General features: G+C 44.8%; 16 protein-coding genes and 1 other annotated feature (1 of these 17 only partly in view). Of the genes, 11 read left to right on the top strand and 5 right to left on the bottom strand.

Going from position 1 to position 19,151, the window contains the following annotated elements; genetic code table 11:
* Positions 1 to 62 (top strand) — a sequence feature (His leader region); it begins 57 nt to the left of the window's first position.
* 50 nt (positions 63 to 112) lie between these two features.
* The 9 genes from hisG (at position 113) to MHN00_RS16010 (ending at position 8,342) form a co-directional block, all read left to right on the top strand.
* Positions 113 to 1,015 (top strand): ATP phosphoribosyltransferase, encoded by a 903-nt coding sequence (gene hisG / locus MHN00_RS16050; protein WP_014950027.1) that lies wholly within the window; start codon positions 113 to 115, stop codon positions 1,013 to 1,015.
* 13 nt (positions 1,016 to 1,028) lie between these two features.
* Positions 1,029 to 2,333, top strand: a complete 1,305-nt coding sequence (gene hisD / locus MHN00_RS16045) for a histidinol dehydrogenase (protein ID WP_239301772.1) — start codon at positions 1,029 to 1,031, stop codon at positions 2,331 to 2,333.
* The gene (gene hisC / locus MHN00_RS16040) at positions 2,333 to 3,412 is read left to right on the top strand and encodes a histidinol-phosphate transaminase (RefSeq protein ID WP_239301771.1); all 1,080 of its coding nucleotides are present in this window, start codon (positions 2,333 to 2,335) and stop codon (positions 3,410 to 3,412) included. Before hisD ends, hisC begins: the two co-directional genes overlap by 1 nt.
* Positions 3,409 to 4,479, top strand: a complete 1,071-nt coding sequence (gene hisB / locus MHN00_RS16035; RefSeq protein ID WP_014950030.1) for a bifunctional histidinol-phosphatase/imidazoleglycerol-phosphate dehydratase HisB — start codon at positions 3,409 to 3,411, stop codon at positions 4,477 to 4,479. Before hisC ends, hisB begins: the two co-directional genes overlap by 4 nt.
* Complete coding sequence (hisH, locus tag MHN00_RS16030; RefSeq protein WP_039225202.1) at positions 4,479 to 5,108, top strand: imidazole glycerol phosphate synthase subunit HisH; 630 nt, start codon at positions 4,479 to 4,481, stop codon at positions 5,106 to 5,108. Before hisB ends, hisH begins: the two co-directional genes overlap by 1 nt.
* Entirely contained in the window at positions 5,108 to 5,845 is a 738-nt protein-coding gene (gene hisA, locus MHN00_RS16025; RefSeq protein ID WP_014979741.1) for a 1-(5-phosphoribosyl)-5-[(5-phosphoribosylamino)methylideneamino]imidazole-4-carboxamide isomerase, read from the top strand. Before hisH ends, hisA begins: the two co-directional genes overlap by 1 nt.
* Positions 5,827 to 6,639 (top strand): imidazole glycerol phosphate synthase subunit HisF, encoded by an 813-nt coding sequence (hisF, locus tag MHN00_RS16020; RefSeq protein WP_239301770.1) that lies wholly within the window; start codon positions 5,827 to 5,829, stop codon positions 6,637 to 6,639. The genes hisA and hisF overlap by 19 nt, the downstream gene beginning before the upstream one ends.
* A complete protein-coding gene (gene hisIE, locus MHN00_RS16015) occupies positions 6,636 to 7,253 on the top strand; it encodes a bifunctional phosphoribosyl-AMP cyclohydrolase/phosphoribosyl-ATP diphosphatase HisIE (protein ID WP_239301769.1) in 618 nt (205 codons plus the stop codon). Before hisF ends, hisIE begins: the two co-directional genes overlap by 4 nt.
* A 261-nt stretch (positions 7,254 to 7,514) precedes the next feature.
* Positions 7,515 to 8,342 (top strand): hypothetical protein, encoded by an 828-nt coding sequence (locus MHN00_RS16010; protein WP_239301768.1) that lies wholly within the window; start codon positions 7,515 to 7,517, stop codon positions 8,340 to 8,342.
* 218 nt (positions 8,343 to 8,560) lie between these two features.
* On the opposite strand, the gene MHN00_RS16005 is transcribed toward MHN00_RS16010, so the two are convergent.
* From MHN00_RS16005 to MHN00_RS15995, 3 genes are all read right to left on the bottom strand, one after another.
* Positions 8,561 to 9,421 carry an alpha/beta hydrolase-fold protein gene (locus tag MHN00_RS16005; RefSeq protein WP_239301767.1) on the bottom strand — a complete coding sequence of 287 codons (861 nt, stop codon included), beginning with the start codon at positions 9,419 to 9,421 and terminating at the stop codon, positions 8,561 to 8,563.
* Between the two features lie 91 nt (positions 9,422 to 9,512).
* On the bottom strand, positions 9,513 to 10,358 hold the full coding sequence (locus MHN00_RS16000) for a formate/nitrite transporter family protein (protein ID WP_014950037.1): 846 nt from the start codon (positions 10,356 to 10,358) through the stop codon (positions 9,513 to 9,515).
* 257 nt (positions 10,359 to 10,615) lie between these two features.
* Complete coding sequence (locus MHN00_RS15995) at positions 10,616 to 13,531, bottom strand: pitrilysin family protein (RefSeq protein WP_343213224.1); 2,916 nt, start codon at positions 13,529 to 13,531, stop codon at positions 10,616 to 10,618.
* 330 nt (positions 13,532 to 13,861) lie between these two features.
* Between MHN00_RS15995 and lepB the strand changes: the two genes are divergently transcribed.
* Both lepB and MHN00_RS15985 read left to right on the top strand, forming a co-directional pair.
* The gene (gene lepB / locus MHN00_RS15990; RefSeq protein WP_061486123.1) at positions 13,862 to 14,515 is read left to right on the top strand and encodes a signal peptidase I; all 654 of its coding nucleotides are present in this window, start codon (positions 13,862 to 13,864) and stop codon (positions 14,513 to 14,515) included.
* Between the two features lie 448 nt (positions 14,516 to 14,963).
* Positions 14,964 to 17,558, top strand: a complete 2,595-nt coding sequence (locus MHN00_RS15985; RefSeq protein ID WP_239301764.1) for a TonB-dependent receptor — start codon at positions 14,964 to 14,966, stop codon at positions 17,556 to 17,558.
* A gap of 91 nt (positions 17,559 to 17,649) precedes the next feature.
* On the opposite strand, the gene MHN00_RS15980 is transcribed toward MHN00_RS15985, so the two are convergent.
* On the bottom strand, positions 17,650 to 18,045 hold the full coding sequence (locus tag MHN00_RS15980; protein ID WP_014976958.1) for an MAPEG family protein: 396 nt from the start codon (positions 18,043 to 18,045) through the stop codon (positions 17,650 to 17,652).
* A gap of 147 nt (positions 18,046 to 18,192) precedes the next feature.
* Positions 18,193 to 18,837, bottom strand: coding sequence for an adenylate kinase (gene adk, locus MHN00_RS15975; protein WP_014950043.1), 645 nt, complete (start codon positions 18,835 to 18,837; stop codon positions 18,193 to 18,195).
* Positions 18,838 to 19,151 lie beyond the last annotated feature (314 nt).

Here is a 19,151-nt window from a genome sequence, read left to right as displayed (position 1 = left end):
CCTTCCAGTGGCGCAGATAAAACAAATTCTCGACCCTCGGAAGGAAACTTCCGGGGTTTTTTCGTTTTAGGCGCAATCAAAAGTTAAAACACAACGTGTAAGGAACGTTTCAATGAGTAACAGCAAAAGACTTCGAATTGCCGTACAGAAATCAGGTCGATTGAGCGATGACAGCATTGCCCTACTGAAAGCTATAGGCATTAAACTCAATATTCGTGATCGCCTGCTGATTGCGCATTCTACGAACCAGCCTATTGATTTGCTTCGCGTGCGTGACGACGATATTCCAGGTCTTGTTATGGATGGTGTAGTAGACCTAGGCTTTATTGGCGAAAATGAGCTAGAAGAGAAAATGCTAGAGCGTAAAGCTGCGGGCAAGCCATTCGAATATGAAGTATTACGTCGTCTAGACTACGGCGGCTGCCGCCTGTCTATTGCGGTACCTAATGAGATGGATTATCAAGGAATCCAGTCGCTAGAAGGCAAAAAAGTAGCAACAACTTACCCCTACCTACTTGAGCGCTACTTCAAAGAACAAGGCATAAATGCAAAGGCTGTAATGCTACAAGGTTCTGTGGAAGTGGCCCCACGAGCAGGTGTAGCTGACGCTATCTGTGACCTTGTATCTACCGGTGCAACCCTTGAAGCTAACGGTCTTGTTGAAAAAGACGTTATTTTCCGCAGTAAAGCGGTACTTATTAAGCGCGCTGATGGCGAGCTTAGCGACGAGAAAGAAACACTGGTTAACCGACTAATGCCACGTGTTGATGGCGTATTACTAGCAAAAGAAAGCAAGTACATCATGCTACACGCACCAAAAGCGTATTTAGAGCAGGTGAAAAGCCTACTTCCAGGTGCTGAAAATCCTACGGTTCTACCACTTGCTGGAAATGAAGAACAAGTTGCTATCCACGTTGTTTCTACAGAGACCTTGTTCTGGGAAACCATGGAGAAACTTAAAGCCCTTGGTTGTAGCTCTATTCTTGTAATGCCAATCGAAAAAATGATGGGCTAAAAGGCAGGCAATTATGATTACTTGGTCATCTCTTTCGGTAAATGAGAAAAAACAGGCGCTAGCCCGCCCGGCTATGGCCAATAGCCAACAGTTAAAGCAGACCGTGGGCGACATTATCGCCCGCGTTGAAAAAGAAGGCGATGAGGCAGTACTTGATTACACACGTAAATTTGACTGCCCAGACTTAACTAGCCTTGTACTTTCACAAGAAAACATTGATGCTCTTGCTGCGAAGGTAACGCCAGAGGTAGCAAGTGCTATCGATACTGCGTTCAACAACATAAAAATGTTTCACGAAGCGCAAATGCCTAGTGATATCGCGCTAACCACAACGCCTGGTGTTAAATGCGAGCTGCGCTTCACCGCCCTTGATGCAGTGGGTCTTTATATTCCAGGCGGCAGCGCGCCGCTTCCTTCTACCGTATTGATGCTAGGCGTACCTGCATTGGTGGCGGGCTGCGAAAATAAGCTACTTTGTACTCCACCAAACAAAGAACAGCTTATCGCGCCTGAAATTGCGTATGCGGCCAGAAAATGCGGCATCGACAAGATCTTCTTGTGTGGTGGTGCCCAAGCAATCGCCGCTATGGCCTTGGGAACAGACAGCGTTCCTCAAGTAGATAAGATTTTTGGCCCGGGTAACAGCTTTGTGACTGAAGCTAAACAGCAAGTAAGCCAACGTGCTGATGGTGCAGCTATTGATATGCCGGCCGGCCCATCAGAAGTGTTGGTACTTGCTGATGAGTTCGCAAACCCTGAGTTTGTAGCGGCCGACCTGCTTTCCCAAGCCGAGCACGGTCCAGACTCGCAGGCTATTTTGGTGTCTAACAGCGCTACACTTATTGAAGAAGCAAAAGCCGCGGTTGAACGTCAATTAGCAACCCTATCTCGCGCTGAGATTGCCCGCCCTGCTATGGAAAATGCGCGTTATATTTTGGCTGATTCCATTGAGCAAGCCATTGAAGCAAGTAACGCCTACGCTGCTGAGCACTTAATTGTACAAATAGAGAATACCCGTGATTATTTGCCACAAATTAAATACGCAGGCTCTATATTCCTAGGCCCGTGGTCACCAGAATCTGCAGGTGATTACGCGTCGGGCACTAACCACGTACTGCCAACCTATGGCTATGCTAAGAATTACTCTAGCCTTGGATTATTAGACTTTATGCGTCGCTACACTATTCAAGAACTAAGCGCAGACGGCATGCGTAATTTAGGCCCTGCGATTATGGCACTTGCAGCTGCCGAGGGCTTGGATGCACACGAACAGGCCGTTGCACTTCGCATGCAGGCACTTAAGCAAGGAGACGCCTAATGTCGGCACTTATCGATAACCTAATTAACGAAAATTTAGTGCCGCTAAAGCCGTATGAATCGGCTCGTCGCTTGTTTTCAGGCGGTCAAGACTGGCTTAATGCCAACGAGTCACCTTATGCCAACGAATACAGCGTAGATAGCAGTAACTTTAACCGCTATCCGTCATGTCAGCCCGAAGCGGTAGTCAGTGGTTACGCAAACTACGCCGGGCTAGACAAATCGCAGCTTATTGTTACCCGCGGCGCAGATGAAGGCATTGAGTTGCTTATTCGCACCTTCTGCACGCCGGGTAAAGACAGCATTCTGATATGCCCGCCTACCTACGGTATGTATGCAATCAGTGCTGAAACCTGTGATGTGGGCATTAAGAAAGTGCCGCTTAACGACGACTTTAGCCTTAACGTGAATGCTGTATGCGCTGAAGATGACGTTAACGTGATTTTCATCTGTGCGCCCAACAATCCAACCGGTACGCCAGTTGCTCGTGAAGACATTAAAACCGTGCTCAATCACTTTGCCGATAAAGCACTGGTTGTTGTAGATGAAGCGTATATTGAGTTCGATGCCGACAATACGTGGGCAAATGAAATAAACAACTATCCAAACTTGGTGGTACTTCGTACGCTGTCTAAAGCGTTTGCTCTTGCCGGTCTTCGCTGTGGTTTTACACTTGCTCAGGCACCCGTCATCCAAGCACTACTTAAAGTGATAGCGCCCTATCCCATTCCAGAGCCAGTAGCGCAGATTGCTGCACAAGCATTGTCGGCTGAGTCGCTAACGTTACTTGAGCTTCAGGTGGCTACCATTAACCGTGAAAAAGAGGCGCTAGCCGAAGCGCTGAAATCTATTGAAGGCTTTGAATTAGTGGGTGATAGACGAGCAAACTTTATCTTATTCCGCTACGCAAAAGCGCAAGCCCTAATGCAGTACTTGGTAAGCCAAGGCATGCTTATTCGCGATCAATCAAAACAGCTTAACTTACAAAACTGTTTACGCGTAAGCATAGGCACTGAAGAGCAAAACCAGCGTTTAATGCAGCTAATTAACGAATTTAAAAATAATGAGGACGCGGCATGAGTCAGCAAGCCATTTTATTTATTGACCGCGACGGTACACTCGTAGAAGAGCCGCCAGTAGATAAGCAATTAGATAGTTTAGAGAAGCTTGTTTTCGAGCCAAACGTTATTCCTGTGCTACTTAAACTAAAAGCAGCTGGGTTTAAACTCGTGATGGTAAGTAACCAAGACGGCTTGGGTACAGACAGTTTCCCGCAAGAAGACTTCGACAAGCCACACAATGCCATGATGGCCATTTTCGAAAGCCAGGGTGTAGTGTTTGACGACGTGCTTATTTGCCCGCACTTCGATGCTGATAACTGCACATGCCGCAAACCAAAGCTTGGCTTAGTACAAGAATACCTACAGCAAGGCAAAGTGGACTTCACTCGTTCGTTTGTTATTGGTGACAGAATTACCGATGTACAGCTTGCTGAAAACATGGGAATTCGCAGTTTTCAGTACAACCGTGAAAGCTTAAACTGGAACGATATTCAGAAAAGCTTGTTAGCGTCTTCACGTATTGCAGAGGTGGTACGTACCACCTCTGAAACCGACATTCGCGTGCGTGTAGATCTTGATTCGCAGGCTAAGTCGACAATTCAAACCGGCATGGGCTTTTTTGACCACATGCTTGACCAAATTGCGACCCACGGTGGCTTCGAGCTAAACCTGACTACCGATGGCGATTTGCACATTGACGATCACCACAGTGTAGAAGACACCGCGCTTGCCCTTGGTGAAGCGCTTAAAAAGGCACTAGGCGACAAACGCGGTATTGGTCGCTTTGGTTTCGCGTTGCCAATGGATGAATGTCGTGCGGAATGTATTATGGACATATCAAACCGTCCACACCTTAAATTTGATGCTGAATTTAGCCGCGACCAAGTAGGTGAAATGGCCACAGAAATGGTGCCGCACTTCTTCTATTCACTTGCACAAAGCATGGGGCTATCGCTACACCTTTCCACCAGCGAAGGTAATGCACACCACCAAGTAGAAAGCCTGTTTAAAGTATTTGGCCGTGCGCTACGTCAAGCCATTACGCGCCAAGGCGACGCGCTACCAAGTAGTAAAGGAGCCCTGTAATGTCAGTGGTAAACCCCAGCCAGCGACAAAAAATAGTCATAGTAAATACCGGCTGCGCGAACATTTCATCGGTACGCTTTGCCCTTGAGCGCTTAGGCGTTGAAGTGGACGTATCTGACGATGTAAACGTGATTAAAAGCGCTGATAAAGTGTTTTTACCCGGCGTAGGAACAGCGGCAGCAGCGATGGCAAGCATTAAGCAAAAAGCGTTAGTGGAAACCCTGCAGTCGCTTACCCAACCTGTGCTAGGCGTATGTTTAGGCATGCAACTTATGGTTGAAACCAGCGCTGAAGGTGGTTTTCAAGGTACAGGCAACATCGACTGTTTGAACCTAATGCCAGGTCATGTGGCTCGCATGGAATCAAAAGGCGTGCGCTTACCTCATATGGGTTGGAACACAGTCTCTCATAAAGAAGAAAGTTTATTTAAGGGCATCCCACAAGATACCTACTTTTACTTTGTGCACAGTTTTGCCGTTCCTGAATACGAGCACACGCTTGCAAGCTGCACTTATGGTAATACTTTTTCAGCAGCGATAAATAAAGACAACTTTTACGGGGTGCAATTTCACCCAGAACGTTCTGGCGAGGCCGGAGCACAATTACTGACTAACTTTGTGAACCTATAATGATTATTCCAGCGATTGATCTTATTGACGGACGCGTAGTACGCCTTTATCAAGGCGACTACGAGCAGAAAACCCAATACGAACTGGACCCAGTAGACGTGGTTCACGACTATGCCGACCAAGGTGCAACCTGGCTGCACATTGTTGACCTAACAGGCGCTAAAGACACAACCAAACGTCAGCTTTCACTAATTAAGTCTATGGTCGATACCAAGCGCATGCAGTTTCAAGCCGGCGGCGGTATTCGTAGTGAAGAAGAAGTGGCGCAATTACTAGAAACGGGCGTAAGCCGCGTAGTGATTGGTTCTTTGGCGGTAAAACAACCCGAGCTTGTGAAGTCTTGGGTAGAAAAATACGGCCCAGAGCACATTGTATTGGCCCTTGATATCAATATTAGCGACAGCGGTGAAAAGCTTATTGCTACCCACGGCTGGCAAGAGAATTCTGGCGTAGCCCTTGAAGGCTTGCTTGAAGACTTCGCTACAGTAGGCGCAAAGCATGTGCTGTGTACCGACATTAGCCGCGACGGCACGCTACAAGGTGCGAACACTGAGCTGTATCAAGAAATGGCAGCCCGTTTCCCACACGTTAGCTGGCAAGCGTCTGGCGGTATTGGCAGCATCGCTGATATCGAAGCGCTAAAACCCACAAACGTTGGTGGCGTAATTTTAGGCCGCGCACTACTTGAAGGTAAATTCACGGTGAAGGAGGCTATTGCATGCTGGCAAAACGCATAATACCGTGCCTAGACGTACGCGACGGCAAAGTCGTTAAAGGCGTTCAGTTTAGAAATCATGAAATTATTGGTGATATTGTGCCTCTTGCCGAGCAATACGCAAAAGCGGGGGCCGACGAGTTGGTATTTTACGATATCACCGCAAGTTCTGATGCCCGCGTGGTAGACAAGAGCTGGGTAAGCCGTATAGCACAGGTTATTGATATCCCTTTTTGTGTTGCTGGCGGCATTAAGAGTATTGAAGACGCTGGGCGCATTTTGGAAATGGGTGCAGATAAGATTTCGATTAACTCCCCTGCCCTTAATAATCCAGACCTTATTAACCAGTTGCACGACGTTTATGGACAACAGTGCGTCGTGATTGGTATCGACAGTTTCTATAACGAAGCAACCGACCAATACGAAGTGTACAAATTCACTGGTGATGAAGCGCGTACTCAAAAAAGCCAATGGCAGACCATCGATTGGATTAAAGAAGTTCAGTCGCGCGGTGCGGGTGAAATTGTTCTGAACTGCATGAACCAAGACGGCGTGCGCAAAGGCTACGACGTGAAACAGCTGAAAGCAGTGCGCGATGTCTGTGAAGTGCCGCTAATTGCGTCGGGTGGCGCAGGTGAAATTGCCCACTTTACGGATGTGTTTCAACAGGCTGACGTAGATGGCGCGCTTGCAGCATCAGTATTTCACAAAGGCATCATCAACATTGATGAGTTGAAAGCAGAGTTGACCAGCAATAGCGTTGCCATGCGTAAGCGTCACGGATTAACGGCGCAAGCAGAAGGAGTAAACCCGTGATCATTACTAACGAAAACAGCAATAAATTAGCTTGGGACAAAATGGACAACCTACTACCCGCCATTGTGCAAGACGCACTGTCTGGCAAGGTATTAATGCAGGGCTACATGGACCAAGACGCATTGGCGAAAACCCTTGAAACGGGCAAAGTGACATTCTTCAGCCGTTCAAAACAGCGTCTTTGGACCAAGGGTGAAACATCTGGTAACACGCTAGATTTAGTGAGCGTTGCTTGTGACTGCGATCAAGATTCACTGTTGGTACTTGCCAACCCTAACGGCCCGACATGCCACACTGGTGTTGAAAGCTGTTGGTTCGACGGCAACACACCAGCCTTTACGTTTCTTGCAGATTTAGAGCGTGTATTGGCTTCCCGTAAAGACGCTGATCCTAAAAGTAGCTATACCGCTAGCCTTTACAACAAAGGCATTAAGCGCATAGCGCAGAAAGTGGGCGAAGAAGGTGTAGAAACCGCATTGGCTGCGACTGTACACGACAAAGAAGAGCTTAAAAACGAAGCCGCTGACTTGTTGTACCACTTGACGGTACTGCTTCAGGCGAGCGATATGTCCCTTAACGATGCACTTAACGTGCTGCGTGAGCGTCATAAATAATAATAGCAACAGCGATCTACGCAAAAGTTAACATCAAGGCCTCTAAACGTTCACGTATTAGAGGCCTTTGAACTCCTAAATACATCTCCCAACGCTCCTCAAAAAGCTAAACATCGCTCTAAAATTGTCCACTTTTTTTACAATGAGTTCGTATTCGCAGAAAAAATCTCATACTTTCAATGTGATTACCTGAAGGCATGGATAATGCTTACACTGTGATTGTTTAATTAACAATGTTCACTAACCACATAAGGATATGTAATGAAAAAAGTACTTTCATGCTTTTTGCTTTTAGGAAGCTTCTCGTCTTTTGCAACAGTCATTGAGTACAATGATTTCTCCGACACTACGGGGCTTACGCTAAACGGCAACACGCAGGTAGTAAATAACAACCTGCAGCTAACGAATAATATTGCGTGGCAAGGCGGTTCAGTTTTTACCACAAATGCAATCTCTCTCATCAACGACTCTTCATTTGCGACAAGCTTTTCTTTCAAAATAGACAATAACAGTTTAGGCGGTGATACTGACGGCTTAGGAGCAGACGGTCTTGCTTTTGTAATACAGACACAAAATGCAAACGTGGGCGGTGCTGGTGGTGGTTTAGGATATCAAGGTATAAATAATTCAGTTGCGGTTGAGTTTGATACCTTTAATAACACCAGTTGGGATAATAATAACGGCAACCACGTTGGCATAGGTATTAACGGCAACGTTAATACCTCTAATAACGTCAATGAACCATTCCGATTCAATGAAGGCGATGTTTGGAATGTTCTGATAACTTTCGACGGAATTAGCAAGCTTTTCGATGTTTCTTGGTCCATGGAAACCGATTCAACGAAAGGAGGTAGCATTTCACGAATTTTAGATGTGGCCTCTATTTTAGGTTCAACCGATGCATTCTTGGGATTCACATCCGGAACAGGCTCCTATGCAAGTACTCATGGAATACTTTCGGCCACGTTCACAAATACATCCTCAATACCAACAAACACTCCTGTAAACGCTCCAGTAACCTTTAGCTTAATGATGAGTGCTTTAGCTTTTTTAGTTTTTCGAAGAAAAAAGCAAATTTTGAGGTCTTAACTCTCAAAGTGCAGTAATGTTTCTACTTTCAACAACTCGGTAACTAGCGTACTGATTAAGGCGTTGATTTAAATTACATTCTTATATAAAAATGCCCTTCTCGTTTTCTACACGAAGGGCATTTTTGTATCGCAGAGCTTTGCACTTTATTGAAATTAACACTGCTTAGCCTGTCTAACAATCGAACAAAAAGTGAGCCCTCGGTTAAAGAAACGCGACTAGCGCGGCGTTCCCAATATCCAATCGATCCCTTGGATAGCAACGGTGGGAAACACGCTCGCATGTGACGCACCGCCGATAACATGCAATTGTAGTGTTATGTTTTGATCTGCCTTAGCGTTGATTTTACTTGCCAATGCTTTGCTCCCCGCAACCATATCTTGACCCTCGCCAAACTCAGGCGTTTCTAAGCTTCCCACACCAATGTAAACACGCTTGGGCGATTGAGTTTCAGCCATTTCTAAGGTTAGTAAGTAATCGTCATTAAACCACACTGAAGGGCTAACAAGCACATAGTTAGAAAAGGTTTCAGGAGATTGCATGAGCACGTAGCCGCCAAATAGCCCGCCTAATGAATGCCCAATAAAAGTCCGTCGATTGGCGTCTACTCGATATGTAGACTCAATAAATGTTAATACATCTCGTCTAATAAATGACAGATACTCAGCAGCAAGACCGGTTTCCAGTTTCCAACTATTGGCTATGGCAGGAGTGTAGTCCCTTACTCTACTCTCTACGCCTTTTGATTCTAGGGAATAAGACAACCCCACTATGACCGCTTCTTCCATTTGGCCTACGTTTACTGGCATTCGCATAGAGCCTACGATAATAGGAAAACTGTAAGGCGCATCTGTTGTGTATATTACGGGGTAATCCTTGGAAGGAGATGTGTTATAGCTTTTTGGCAACTGTACAAATAACGTATATTTACGTGCAGTTTCCGTATCTTCTATTGTCACCATTTTGCTTCTAGGTAACGAAACAGACGCTTCAGAAATGATAGGTTTAATGATTGATTCAGCAAAAGCACATGAAAATGCACTTCCGACAAGAATTATTGTTGTTAGAAAGCGAAGCACCGTAACCCCTTAGTGGTTTAAACGGCATGTTATAACGCAGCTAATTTCAATTAACCACTGTTTGCACACCAAGGGGCACTTTTTGACTTCTCTATTTCTCGATTTCCCTTACCACTTGGCCATAAGCCAGCAGCGCGAACAGCCCCGTTCCGCCCACAATATTTCCTAGTAATGTTGCACCAATTAGTGAGAGTGTTTCAAGAACGCTTATTTTATTTTGCAGTGCTAACAAGAAAAGTTCTGTTGAACCGGCTATCACGTGCGTAAAATTTCCTATAGCAATTAAATAAGTAAAAATAACTATCATCAATATTTGAGAATGCTTAACCGAAGGCTTCATCCAAACAATAGCGGCAATGATAAACCCGGACGTAATGCCGTATGAGAAAGCGTCTGATGGTGATAGCTTGGCATAATGTTCAGAAATAGCGGTCATCCCTTCAACCAGCTCTGGTGGAACAGATTGCAGCGAAAAGCTGAAAAACGCAGCCAAAAAGGTGCCGAACATATTGGCGGTGAAAACGATGAACCACAGGCGCGCAATGCAAAAGCCCATATTGAACGAAGGTTTACTCAACAAGGGTAGAATGACCGAAAGCGTATTTTCGGTAAACAATTGAAGTCGACCAACAATCACCAGCACGAAACCAACCGTATAGCCCAGGTTTTCGATAACAAACTGATTGGGAGAATTTGCAAAGAGGTGATGCAAAATTCCTTCAGCAAGAATTGAAATCGAGATGCCAATGCCTGCCGCCACACCAGACCACCACAATGACATCATAGGACGCTGAAGTTCTTCTAACCCTTCCCTGTGGACAATGGCGTACAAAGAAACAGAATTTAAGCTCTGATTATCTCGTACATCTTTTTCTTCAGTATGACTAAGGGCAACGTCTTGCTCTTGGCGCCCAGACTCCTTTATTTTTTCCGTCACTCATGTCTCCTGCATCTCTTTGCTTAACTAGGACGTTTGCCTCAATTACATAGTATTTGGTCTACGACACAGTTATTTAACAGGCACTAACAGACCACCCTATTCGGTTACGTTGATTAAGCACGTTTTTGGTCACAATAATTTTGCCTATTTCAGATATAGCACTCATTTTAATAAAAAAGCCCGCGTGAACGCTTTTCACACGGGCTTTGGTTTATTGACGAGCCTTATAATGCTCGCAAAACGTCAAATATGAATTAAGGGTTCAGCAAGGTTGGTTTCCCTAATCCAAGCGCATCTAAACGTTCGAACTGGGTATCTTTGTCCCCTACTATCAAACAAATCATTCTATCAGGATGTACATATTTACCGTAAAGGCGCTTTATCTCACCAACGGTTAACGCTTTTACCTCAGCTTCTTGCTGTAAAACGTAATCATTGGGCAAGCCAAAGTCGCTAATTTCGCTAACCATATTCAATTTAGCGCCTAACGTTTCAAACGCCCTAGCGCCAGATTTAAGTGTAAACCCTTTCGTAACGTCTAAATCTTCATCTGAATAGTTTGTGCCAAACGCTGCTAATATATCCATGATAGCTCGCGTTGCTTCTAAGGTAACGTTCGACCTTACGGCGCTTCGTATGGTGAATTCACCCGTATATTGATCGCTAGAAAACGATGAACGAATGCCATAGGTGTAGCCTTTGTTTTCACGTAGTTCCTGCATAAGCTGTGAGGCGAAACCGCCCCCGCCTAAACGATAATTCATCACACTGACTTTATAAGCATCATCATGAGTAACATTCGGGGCGGAATGGCCGAAATAGAGCACTGACTGTTTAGCCCCAGGAACGTCATAGAAAAAGAGTTGGGCGCTTTCTGGCAGCTTGGGCTCTGGTACCTTCGCAAAAGTAACATCTTTTGGTAACCATCGCGCATTAAGTGGCGCTAGGCTTTTTACAACGTCCTGTTGTTTGATGTCTCCCACAACATGGAACTTTGCCAATGACGGTGTGAAGTATTTCTCGTAATACTTTTTAACATCTTCGAGCGTTGTGTCATCTACAGTTTGCTTATCACCAAGAACCGTTTGAGCAAACGGATGCGCCTTTCCGTAAAGCAGTGTTTTAAACTCAACCGATGCAATGGCATTAGGGTTCGCTTTTATTTGTTCAATCTGGTTGATTGTATCGTCTTTAGCTAATTCAAACTCTTGTTCATCAAAGCGAGGAGAAAGTATCACTTCAGTGACAAGCTGCATTAAGTCACTGTAGTGCTTAGACAATACCGTTCCGCTAATAGTAATGTCAGTTTCAGAAGCACTGGCCTCCAGAGAAGCGCCTAAAAGCTCAATTTCCTGTTCCAGCTGCTCGGGTGTTTTTTCCGCCGTACCTTTAAGCAAGGTTGCGGCAAGTAAATTGGCGGTTCCTGTTTTACCTTCTGAGTCTAGAAGCATGCCACCATCTAGCTTTAACTCAAACGCGACCAATGGCACTTCGTCATTAGCAATACCCGTTATTTTGATGCCAGACGACAGTGTATTTTGCCAAACCTTAGGTGGTGTAATTTCTATTGATTCACCATAAGCAGGCTCTTTCGTGCGATCAAACGATGACGGAGTACGTTCGTATTCAGCCGCAACTGACGCATCAAAGCTCTCTTCCGCACCCGCGACAATTTGCTCCTCCACTACATTAGCTTCAGTAGAGCCGCTTAACACCAACTCTTGCTGTCCCTTAGGTACAAAGCTAGTGGCGACAAACGGTTTATCCTTGATATAGGTGCTATAAACACGCATTACATCTTGTTGTGAAACGCCCAGAATTTTCTGAACATCTTGGCTGATAAATTCAGCCCCGCCCGCAAAGATTTCGTATTGCGCCAATTGAAAACCTTTACCTAAGACGCTTGAAAGTCCTTGATAAAATTCTGTTTCTTGACCTGCTTTTATGCGCGCCAAATCCTTGGAAGAAATCCCGGCTTTCTCAAAGCGGGCGAACGCTTCGTTAACTCCATCTGCAACAGTGTTTAAGTTCACGCCATTAAATGCCATAACCTGCAGCTGTAGCTGTCCAGCGATCTCAGCATCATAGCCATAAAGATAAACATCACTGGTGAGCTTCTTCTCGTCAACAAGCACCTTGTTCAGCGGAGCATTTTTGCCTTGGCTTAAATACTGAGAAAGTACTTGAAGTGGATAATAGTCATCGTGATATTCAGGTACGGTTGGCCACACCATAGTTAAAAGTGGCGCTTGTGCAAAATTATCTATATGGAATCGTTTTTTAGTCTCATTGAGCTTCGCAGGTTGAGGCGGTAATTTATTGATTTGCTCTCCCGCAGGAATTTCATCGAAATACTTTTTAACCCACGCTTTAGTTTGATTTACGTCAATATCACCCGCGATGGTAAGCACCACATTATTAGGTACATACCATTTTTTGAAAAACTCTTTCACGTCAGCAAGCGTTGCGTTTTGCAGATCATCTAACGACCCAATCACTTGCCAACTATAAGGATGCCCTTCAGGGTAAAGGTTTTTATCAATCACATATTGATTGTGACCATAAGGACGATTATCCACACTCTGGCGCTTTTCGTTTTTCACCACCTGCTTTTCTTTGGCGAGCACAGGGTCTGTTACGGTATTAATGAAAAATCCCAACTTATCGGCTTCAGCCCAGATCATTTTTTCTAAAGCATCAATGGGTACAGTTTGGAAGTAATTGGTACTATCACGACTCGTCGAGCCATTTGCACCTGAGCCGCCAATTTTCGCACTGAGTTTATCAAGACCGCCTTTTCCCAAGTTCTCTGATTCGAGAAAAAGTAAGTGTTCAAACAAGTGCGCAAAGCCTGTTCGCCCTTCTTTTTCTCTGGCTGAACCCACATGCGCAGTGAGGGCGACTGCAGCAACGGGATCAGACCTGTCAACGTGCAGTACAACGGTAAGCCCGTTATCCAGAGTAAAACGCTCGTAGTCCACGTTGAACAGTGACGTATTTAGGGAAGCAGTACTATTATCTGCATTAGTGGTTGTTTCGCTGGTTATATCGGAAGCAGTTCGTACATTTTGTGGATCATTGGTGTTATGCGTACACCCTGTCGAAACTGCACTTAATGTTATTACAGCAATTGCAGTGTACATTCTTGTTCGTTTGAATGTTTCAAGCATTATGTATGTTCTTTGCCAGTCAAAAATGTAACAAGTACCACAAGTGCACCACCAGTGCCATGACATTCCTATTTCAGACATTTTAAGCATGCCTAAACGGGCGGCGTTCATCTTTTACAGAGTGAAATATAAACATATGATTGATATGAGTTTTATTGCTTTTTTTCAACGCTCAATACCCTATAGCTAGAGCAACCTTAATTAGCTACCGACATAGTTCGTTACATTTTCCACACCTCAATTTTGAACAAATTAGGTAATTTACAATCTACATCTATTACACAAGCCATGTCGTGATAAAACTTTGATCTAACGAGCAATCTACGAAAAGTGAGAACCGAAGCCGTGTTAAATCTAAAACAGAGCGTTAAGAACAACCTGCCTTTCATTTTATTTATGGTTTTGCTTTTCTCGTTTCGAAGCAGTGTTGCTGATTGGTATTATGTCCCTACAGGCTCTATGGAGCCCACCATACAAGTAGGCGACCGCGTAGTGGTTGATAAATCAGCCTACACGCTAGAACTGCCGTTCACAGACGTTGTTGTCGCGAAAACTGGTAACATCAATCGCGGTGACATTGTAATCATTGACAGTAATGCAGCTGATACCAGACTCATTAAACGTGTGGTTGCCATTGAAGGTGATAAGGTCAAATTAGAAAACAACGTTCTTTTTATCAATGGTGAAAAAGCAACGTTAAGCGTCAAAGGTCACAATCTTTATTCCGAGCAGATTTTAGGCCAAACACGAACCATAGCGCTTAACCCATTACCTAGCCCTGCGAAAAACTTTAATTTGATCACTGTGCCCAGAGATCACGTGCTGGCAATGGGGGATAATAGGAACAATAGCGTTGATTCTCGTTATTATGGCTTCATTCCAATTGAAGAAATTCAGGGCAAAGCCAACTCAGTTGCATTTTCACTAGATCCGGACGATATGTATTTACCGCGAAAAGACAGGCTTTTCACATCACTTCAGTAGGGCTGAACAATACCCTTACTTGCAAAAAGGCCAAGCTAGACCTTTACTTGCGTTCAATTTTTCGGCAAAAAAAATCTGGTCAGATCTGATAAAGCGGTGATATTTACGTATATAAAGAAAAATGTAGGGGCAATTGCATATACGTAAATTCTTACTAATGAATTACAAATAGCGGTCTTGTTCCTTATCAAATTCCCATTTCCTCAACACCAATTAACTAAGCCGCAACCCTTTATTTTTACGCTGTTTTTAGTTTAACTTCACGGCTGCTTCATCCCGCTTCACATTTAAAAAAGTAATACATGGTTTACACACTTTGTAACCAAGTGTCACATCTTTCGTGTTTTCCCCTATTGCAACTTAAGTATTAGGAGTGCTATTCATAATTTTGCAACATCATCGTGTTGCAAAAACACACAACAAGTAAAATGGAAATAAGGAAATAACAATGAAACAAGGTCGTAAAGTAAGTGCAATTGCAGTGGGATTAGCACTTTCAGGATTAACCTCTCTATCTCCTGCGTATGCACAGCAAGCTGACGAAGAAGCAGCCAACCTTGAACGAATTGCAGTCACCGGTTCTCGTATCAAACGTACAGATATGGAAGGCCCTTCACCTATTCAATCAATAGATGCAACAATGATTGAAGGCATGGGCTATGAAAACCTTCAACAATTACTCGAGCGTATGCCGGCCACAGGTGCGGGTACTTTCTCGACACGTAATAACAGCCAAGATTCAACAGCCAATGGCGCGGCAGCGGTATCCCTCAGAGGTATGGGACCAGATGCAACGCTTGTTCTAATAAACGGACGTCGCGTGGCAATAAGTGCCTTTGCTGAAAGTATCACTAACTCATTTGTTGATATTAACTCTATTCCTGTATCTGCCATCGAACGAATCGATATATTAAAAGATGGCGCTTCTGCGATTTACGGCTCAGACGCTGTTGCTGGTGTAGTAAACGTAGTACTGAAGAAAGACTACGAAGGTCTAGAGATTAATGCAGGTTATGGTGGTACAACAGGCCCAAGCTATGATGAGACCACCGCCAGTATTCTATGGGGCTCTCAAAGCGAAAAAAGCAGTGCTACAGTTATCATCGACTATTTCAACAACAGCACGCTTGGCGCTGACGAAATGGGTCGATTCGGAACAGCTAACCAATCACCTTATGGTGGTATGGACTTCCGTTCTTCACGAGGTTACCCAGGTTACTTCTATGTGGATGGTGTTAAAACTATCGACCCTGATTGTCCAGAAGATAGCGCAACGGCGTCTGGCAGCTGTCTGTTCGATTATGGCCCATTTGGTTTAACCATCCCGGCTTCTGAGCGCGTAGGCTTTATTGGTCAGTTCGACTATAAAATTGGCGACGAAACCACAGCATTTATGGAAGTTGCAATGCAGCACAACACGTCTGAAGCAGGCGGTGCAGCAACACCTCTTGATGAAGATGCTGGTTTAACCGTTCCGGGTACTCATCCTGATAACCCGTTTGGACAAGACATTGAAATTGGTCGCTACCGCCCTGTTGACGCAGGTGCCCGTCGCTGGGATATCGAATCTGACACCCTTCGTTTAGTCGCTGGCCTTCGTGGCACGTTCAATGATTACGATTGGGAAGCATCTGTACAAAAAGGCCGCAGCCGTTCAGAACAAAGTGGTGATCAGTCACAAGGTTGGGTTCGCGTTGACTGGCTTCAGGAACAAATTAACCTTGGTAACTACAACCCGTTTGGTGGCGTTACTAACCCACAAAGTGTAATTGATGATATTACTACTAGCCTTGTGCGCCGTGGTGAATCTCGAATGACCAGCGTTGACGCTCACATTACCGGTGAAGCATTCAGCTTCGGCGACGATGTTGTCATGATGGCAGCAGGTGTTGAATATCGCGAAGAGCAAGTATCTGACGTTCCTGATGTTCAGTTCCAGCGCGGATTAATCTTCGGTACAGAATCGGTTTCTGCCTCTGCTGAACGCGACCAGTATGCTGCATACTTAGAGCTATCTATACCCTTAGCTGAACAGCTTGAGCTTCAACTAGCTGGCCGCTACGACCATTACAGTGACTTTGGTAGTACAACTAACCCTAAAATAGCATTACGTTGGGCGCCAAGTGATGAAGTAACCGTGCGCGGTTCATGGGCTCAGGGCTTTAGAGCACCGTCTCTTGCACAAGTTGGCCTCGGCCCATCACAGAAAAGTGTTTTCTTCGTAGACAAATATCGCTGTGATGCAACAGGTCAAGATTGTGAATCGTTGGATTACAATATCGAGTTTGCGGGTAACCCTAACTTGGATGCAGAAGAGTCAGAATCTTGGAACGTAGGAGTTATCTACGCACCTACTCAAGAATTAGGCCTGAGCATTGATGTATGGAGTATTACGCAGGATAACAAAATTGATGAGCAGCAATTCGGTTTAGTTTACGACGCGGAATGTAATAACCAAGACAGCACAATCTGTGTTCGCTTAGATCCGCAGCCAGGCGAGTCATTAGGTGTAATTCAAAAGATTTTCAACACCTACCAAAACGTATCATCTCAAGAAGCGTCTGGTGTTGATTTCAGCGCTAACTACCGTATGGAGTTGCAAGAGTTCGGTAACGTACGCTTTAACCTTGATTGGTCTTACATGAACGAGTTCGAAAAAGACGGTCTTGAGTACACTGGCGAATATGGCTATCCAGAACACCGTTGGTTATTCGGCACAACCTGGTCTAAAGGTGCGTTCGATGCCAACTTGAACATTAGCTTTGTTGGTGAGTTTGAAGACACGCCTGACATTGATTTCGACGGTGTGTTGGACTTTGAAGAAAACACCTCGAGAACGGTTGATTCTCAAATGTTGGTGGACTTGCAGTTTGGTTACAACTACAGCGATAACCTTCGCCTTGTAATTGGTTCAAACAACTTGCTTGACGAAGAGCCTCCGTTTGCTATCGGTGATGGTGATGGCGACTTATACGGCTATGTAGGCGGCGTGCACAACCCGCGTGGCCGCTTCGTATACTCTAAACTAACTTACCGCTTCTAAAAGCCTATAAGACGAAAAGCGCTCAACGGCATTGCTTAACAATGGCATGCCTTGAGCGCTTTTTATCTATACGTAGAATTTTTTGCAACGCTTACAATCCGAAATGAATGAGCACCAAATTACCTATTGCTGCACACAGCATAGCAAGGAAAGTCAGGATCATACCCGCGAAGCGCTGCCAGCTAACGCCTGAGTGACGACCTAAGCCATAGGCATGTAATACACGGCCAAATAACAGTGCGCTCCCCAATGCGTGAACAGCCCACACTTGGCCAGTATTAGCTTCAAAACACGCTATCATAATAAGGGTGATGGGTACGTACTCGCTAAAGTTGCCATGTGCTCTTGTCAAACGACTCAGGTCTTCGTGACCACCATCGCCAATTCCCACTTGATGGCGACGTCTGGCGCCAATGACTAAAAACGACAAATACAGGTAGCAAATACCCAGTAAGCTGGCGTAAAACGCCGTGATTGGCAAAACCATGGTCTACTCCACATGTTCTAGTTATATCGCGTTGTATTAATCAGCGCTTAATTCAACATTCATGGTTGTCATTAAACGTTATCCACTAATAAGTTACAAGCAACAAAAAAGGCCGCCTAAGCGACCTTTTGTTGACGTTGTTGGCAATTAACCTAAACGTTCAGCAAGTTCAGCACTCACTTCTTCAACTGGGCGCGTACCGTCAAGCTTGTGGTACTCACAGTTTCCAGCTTCCGCTTCAGCGCTGTAGTAGTTCACAAGCGGCTTTGTTTGCTCATGGTAAATCGCAAGACGCTTGCGCACTGTTTCTTCTTTATCGTCATCACGAACGATAAGGTCATCGCCTGTTTCATTGTCTTTACCTTCCACCTTTGGTGGGTTGTAAACAACGTGGTAAACGCGACCTGATGCAGGGTGTACACGACGACCACCCATACGTTCTACGATTACATCATCAGGAACGTCAAACTCGATGCAATGATCAACAGTGACACCTGCTTCTTTCATTGCGTCAGCCTGAGGAATAGTGCGAGGGAAACCGTCTAACAAGAAACCGTCTTTACAGTCATCTTGTGCAATACGCTCTTTTACTAGGCCAATGATGATCTCATCAGATACTAGTTTGCCTTCATCCATTACACGCTTTGCTTCAAGGCCTAGCTCTGTACCTGCTTTAATTGCAGCACGAAGCATGTCGCCCGTTGAAATTTGTGGAATGCCATATTTGCCCATTAAAAACTGAGCTTGTGTGCCCTTACCCGCGCCAGGAGCGCCGAGAAGAATGATTCGCATGAGTGCGTTCTCCGCTTATGATTTTTAAACTTTTTACTTCGGGCACTTTACACATTCAACACTGGGGTGACAAGTGTAAGCAGTACCGTAAAGTTAATCTTAAGACTAATGGCGAATATATGTTCAGCTTATAGGCACTTTTGTAAATTTGCGCCTACACCCATTCAGTAACTCATCTTATTTAAGATGAATAAGCTAACTCTTAATATGATTAACTTGAAATTTTAGACCGCCAAAATATAGCACAATAAAATGGCTAAACTTACTTTTGTTAGTCGTAGAAATAAAAAAACGGGCATTACGCCCGTTTTTAA

Source organism: Alteromonas sp. Cnat2-8, assembly GCF_022348355.1.
In the GTDB taxonomy this organism is placed as follows: domain Bacteria; phylum Pseudomonadota; class Gammaproteobacteria; order Enterobacterales; family Alteromonadaceae; genus Alteromonas; species Alteromonas macleodii.
This window is presented reverse-complemented; position numbering and strand designations above follow the sequence as displayed.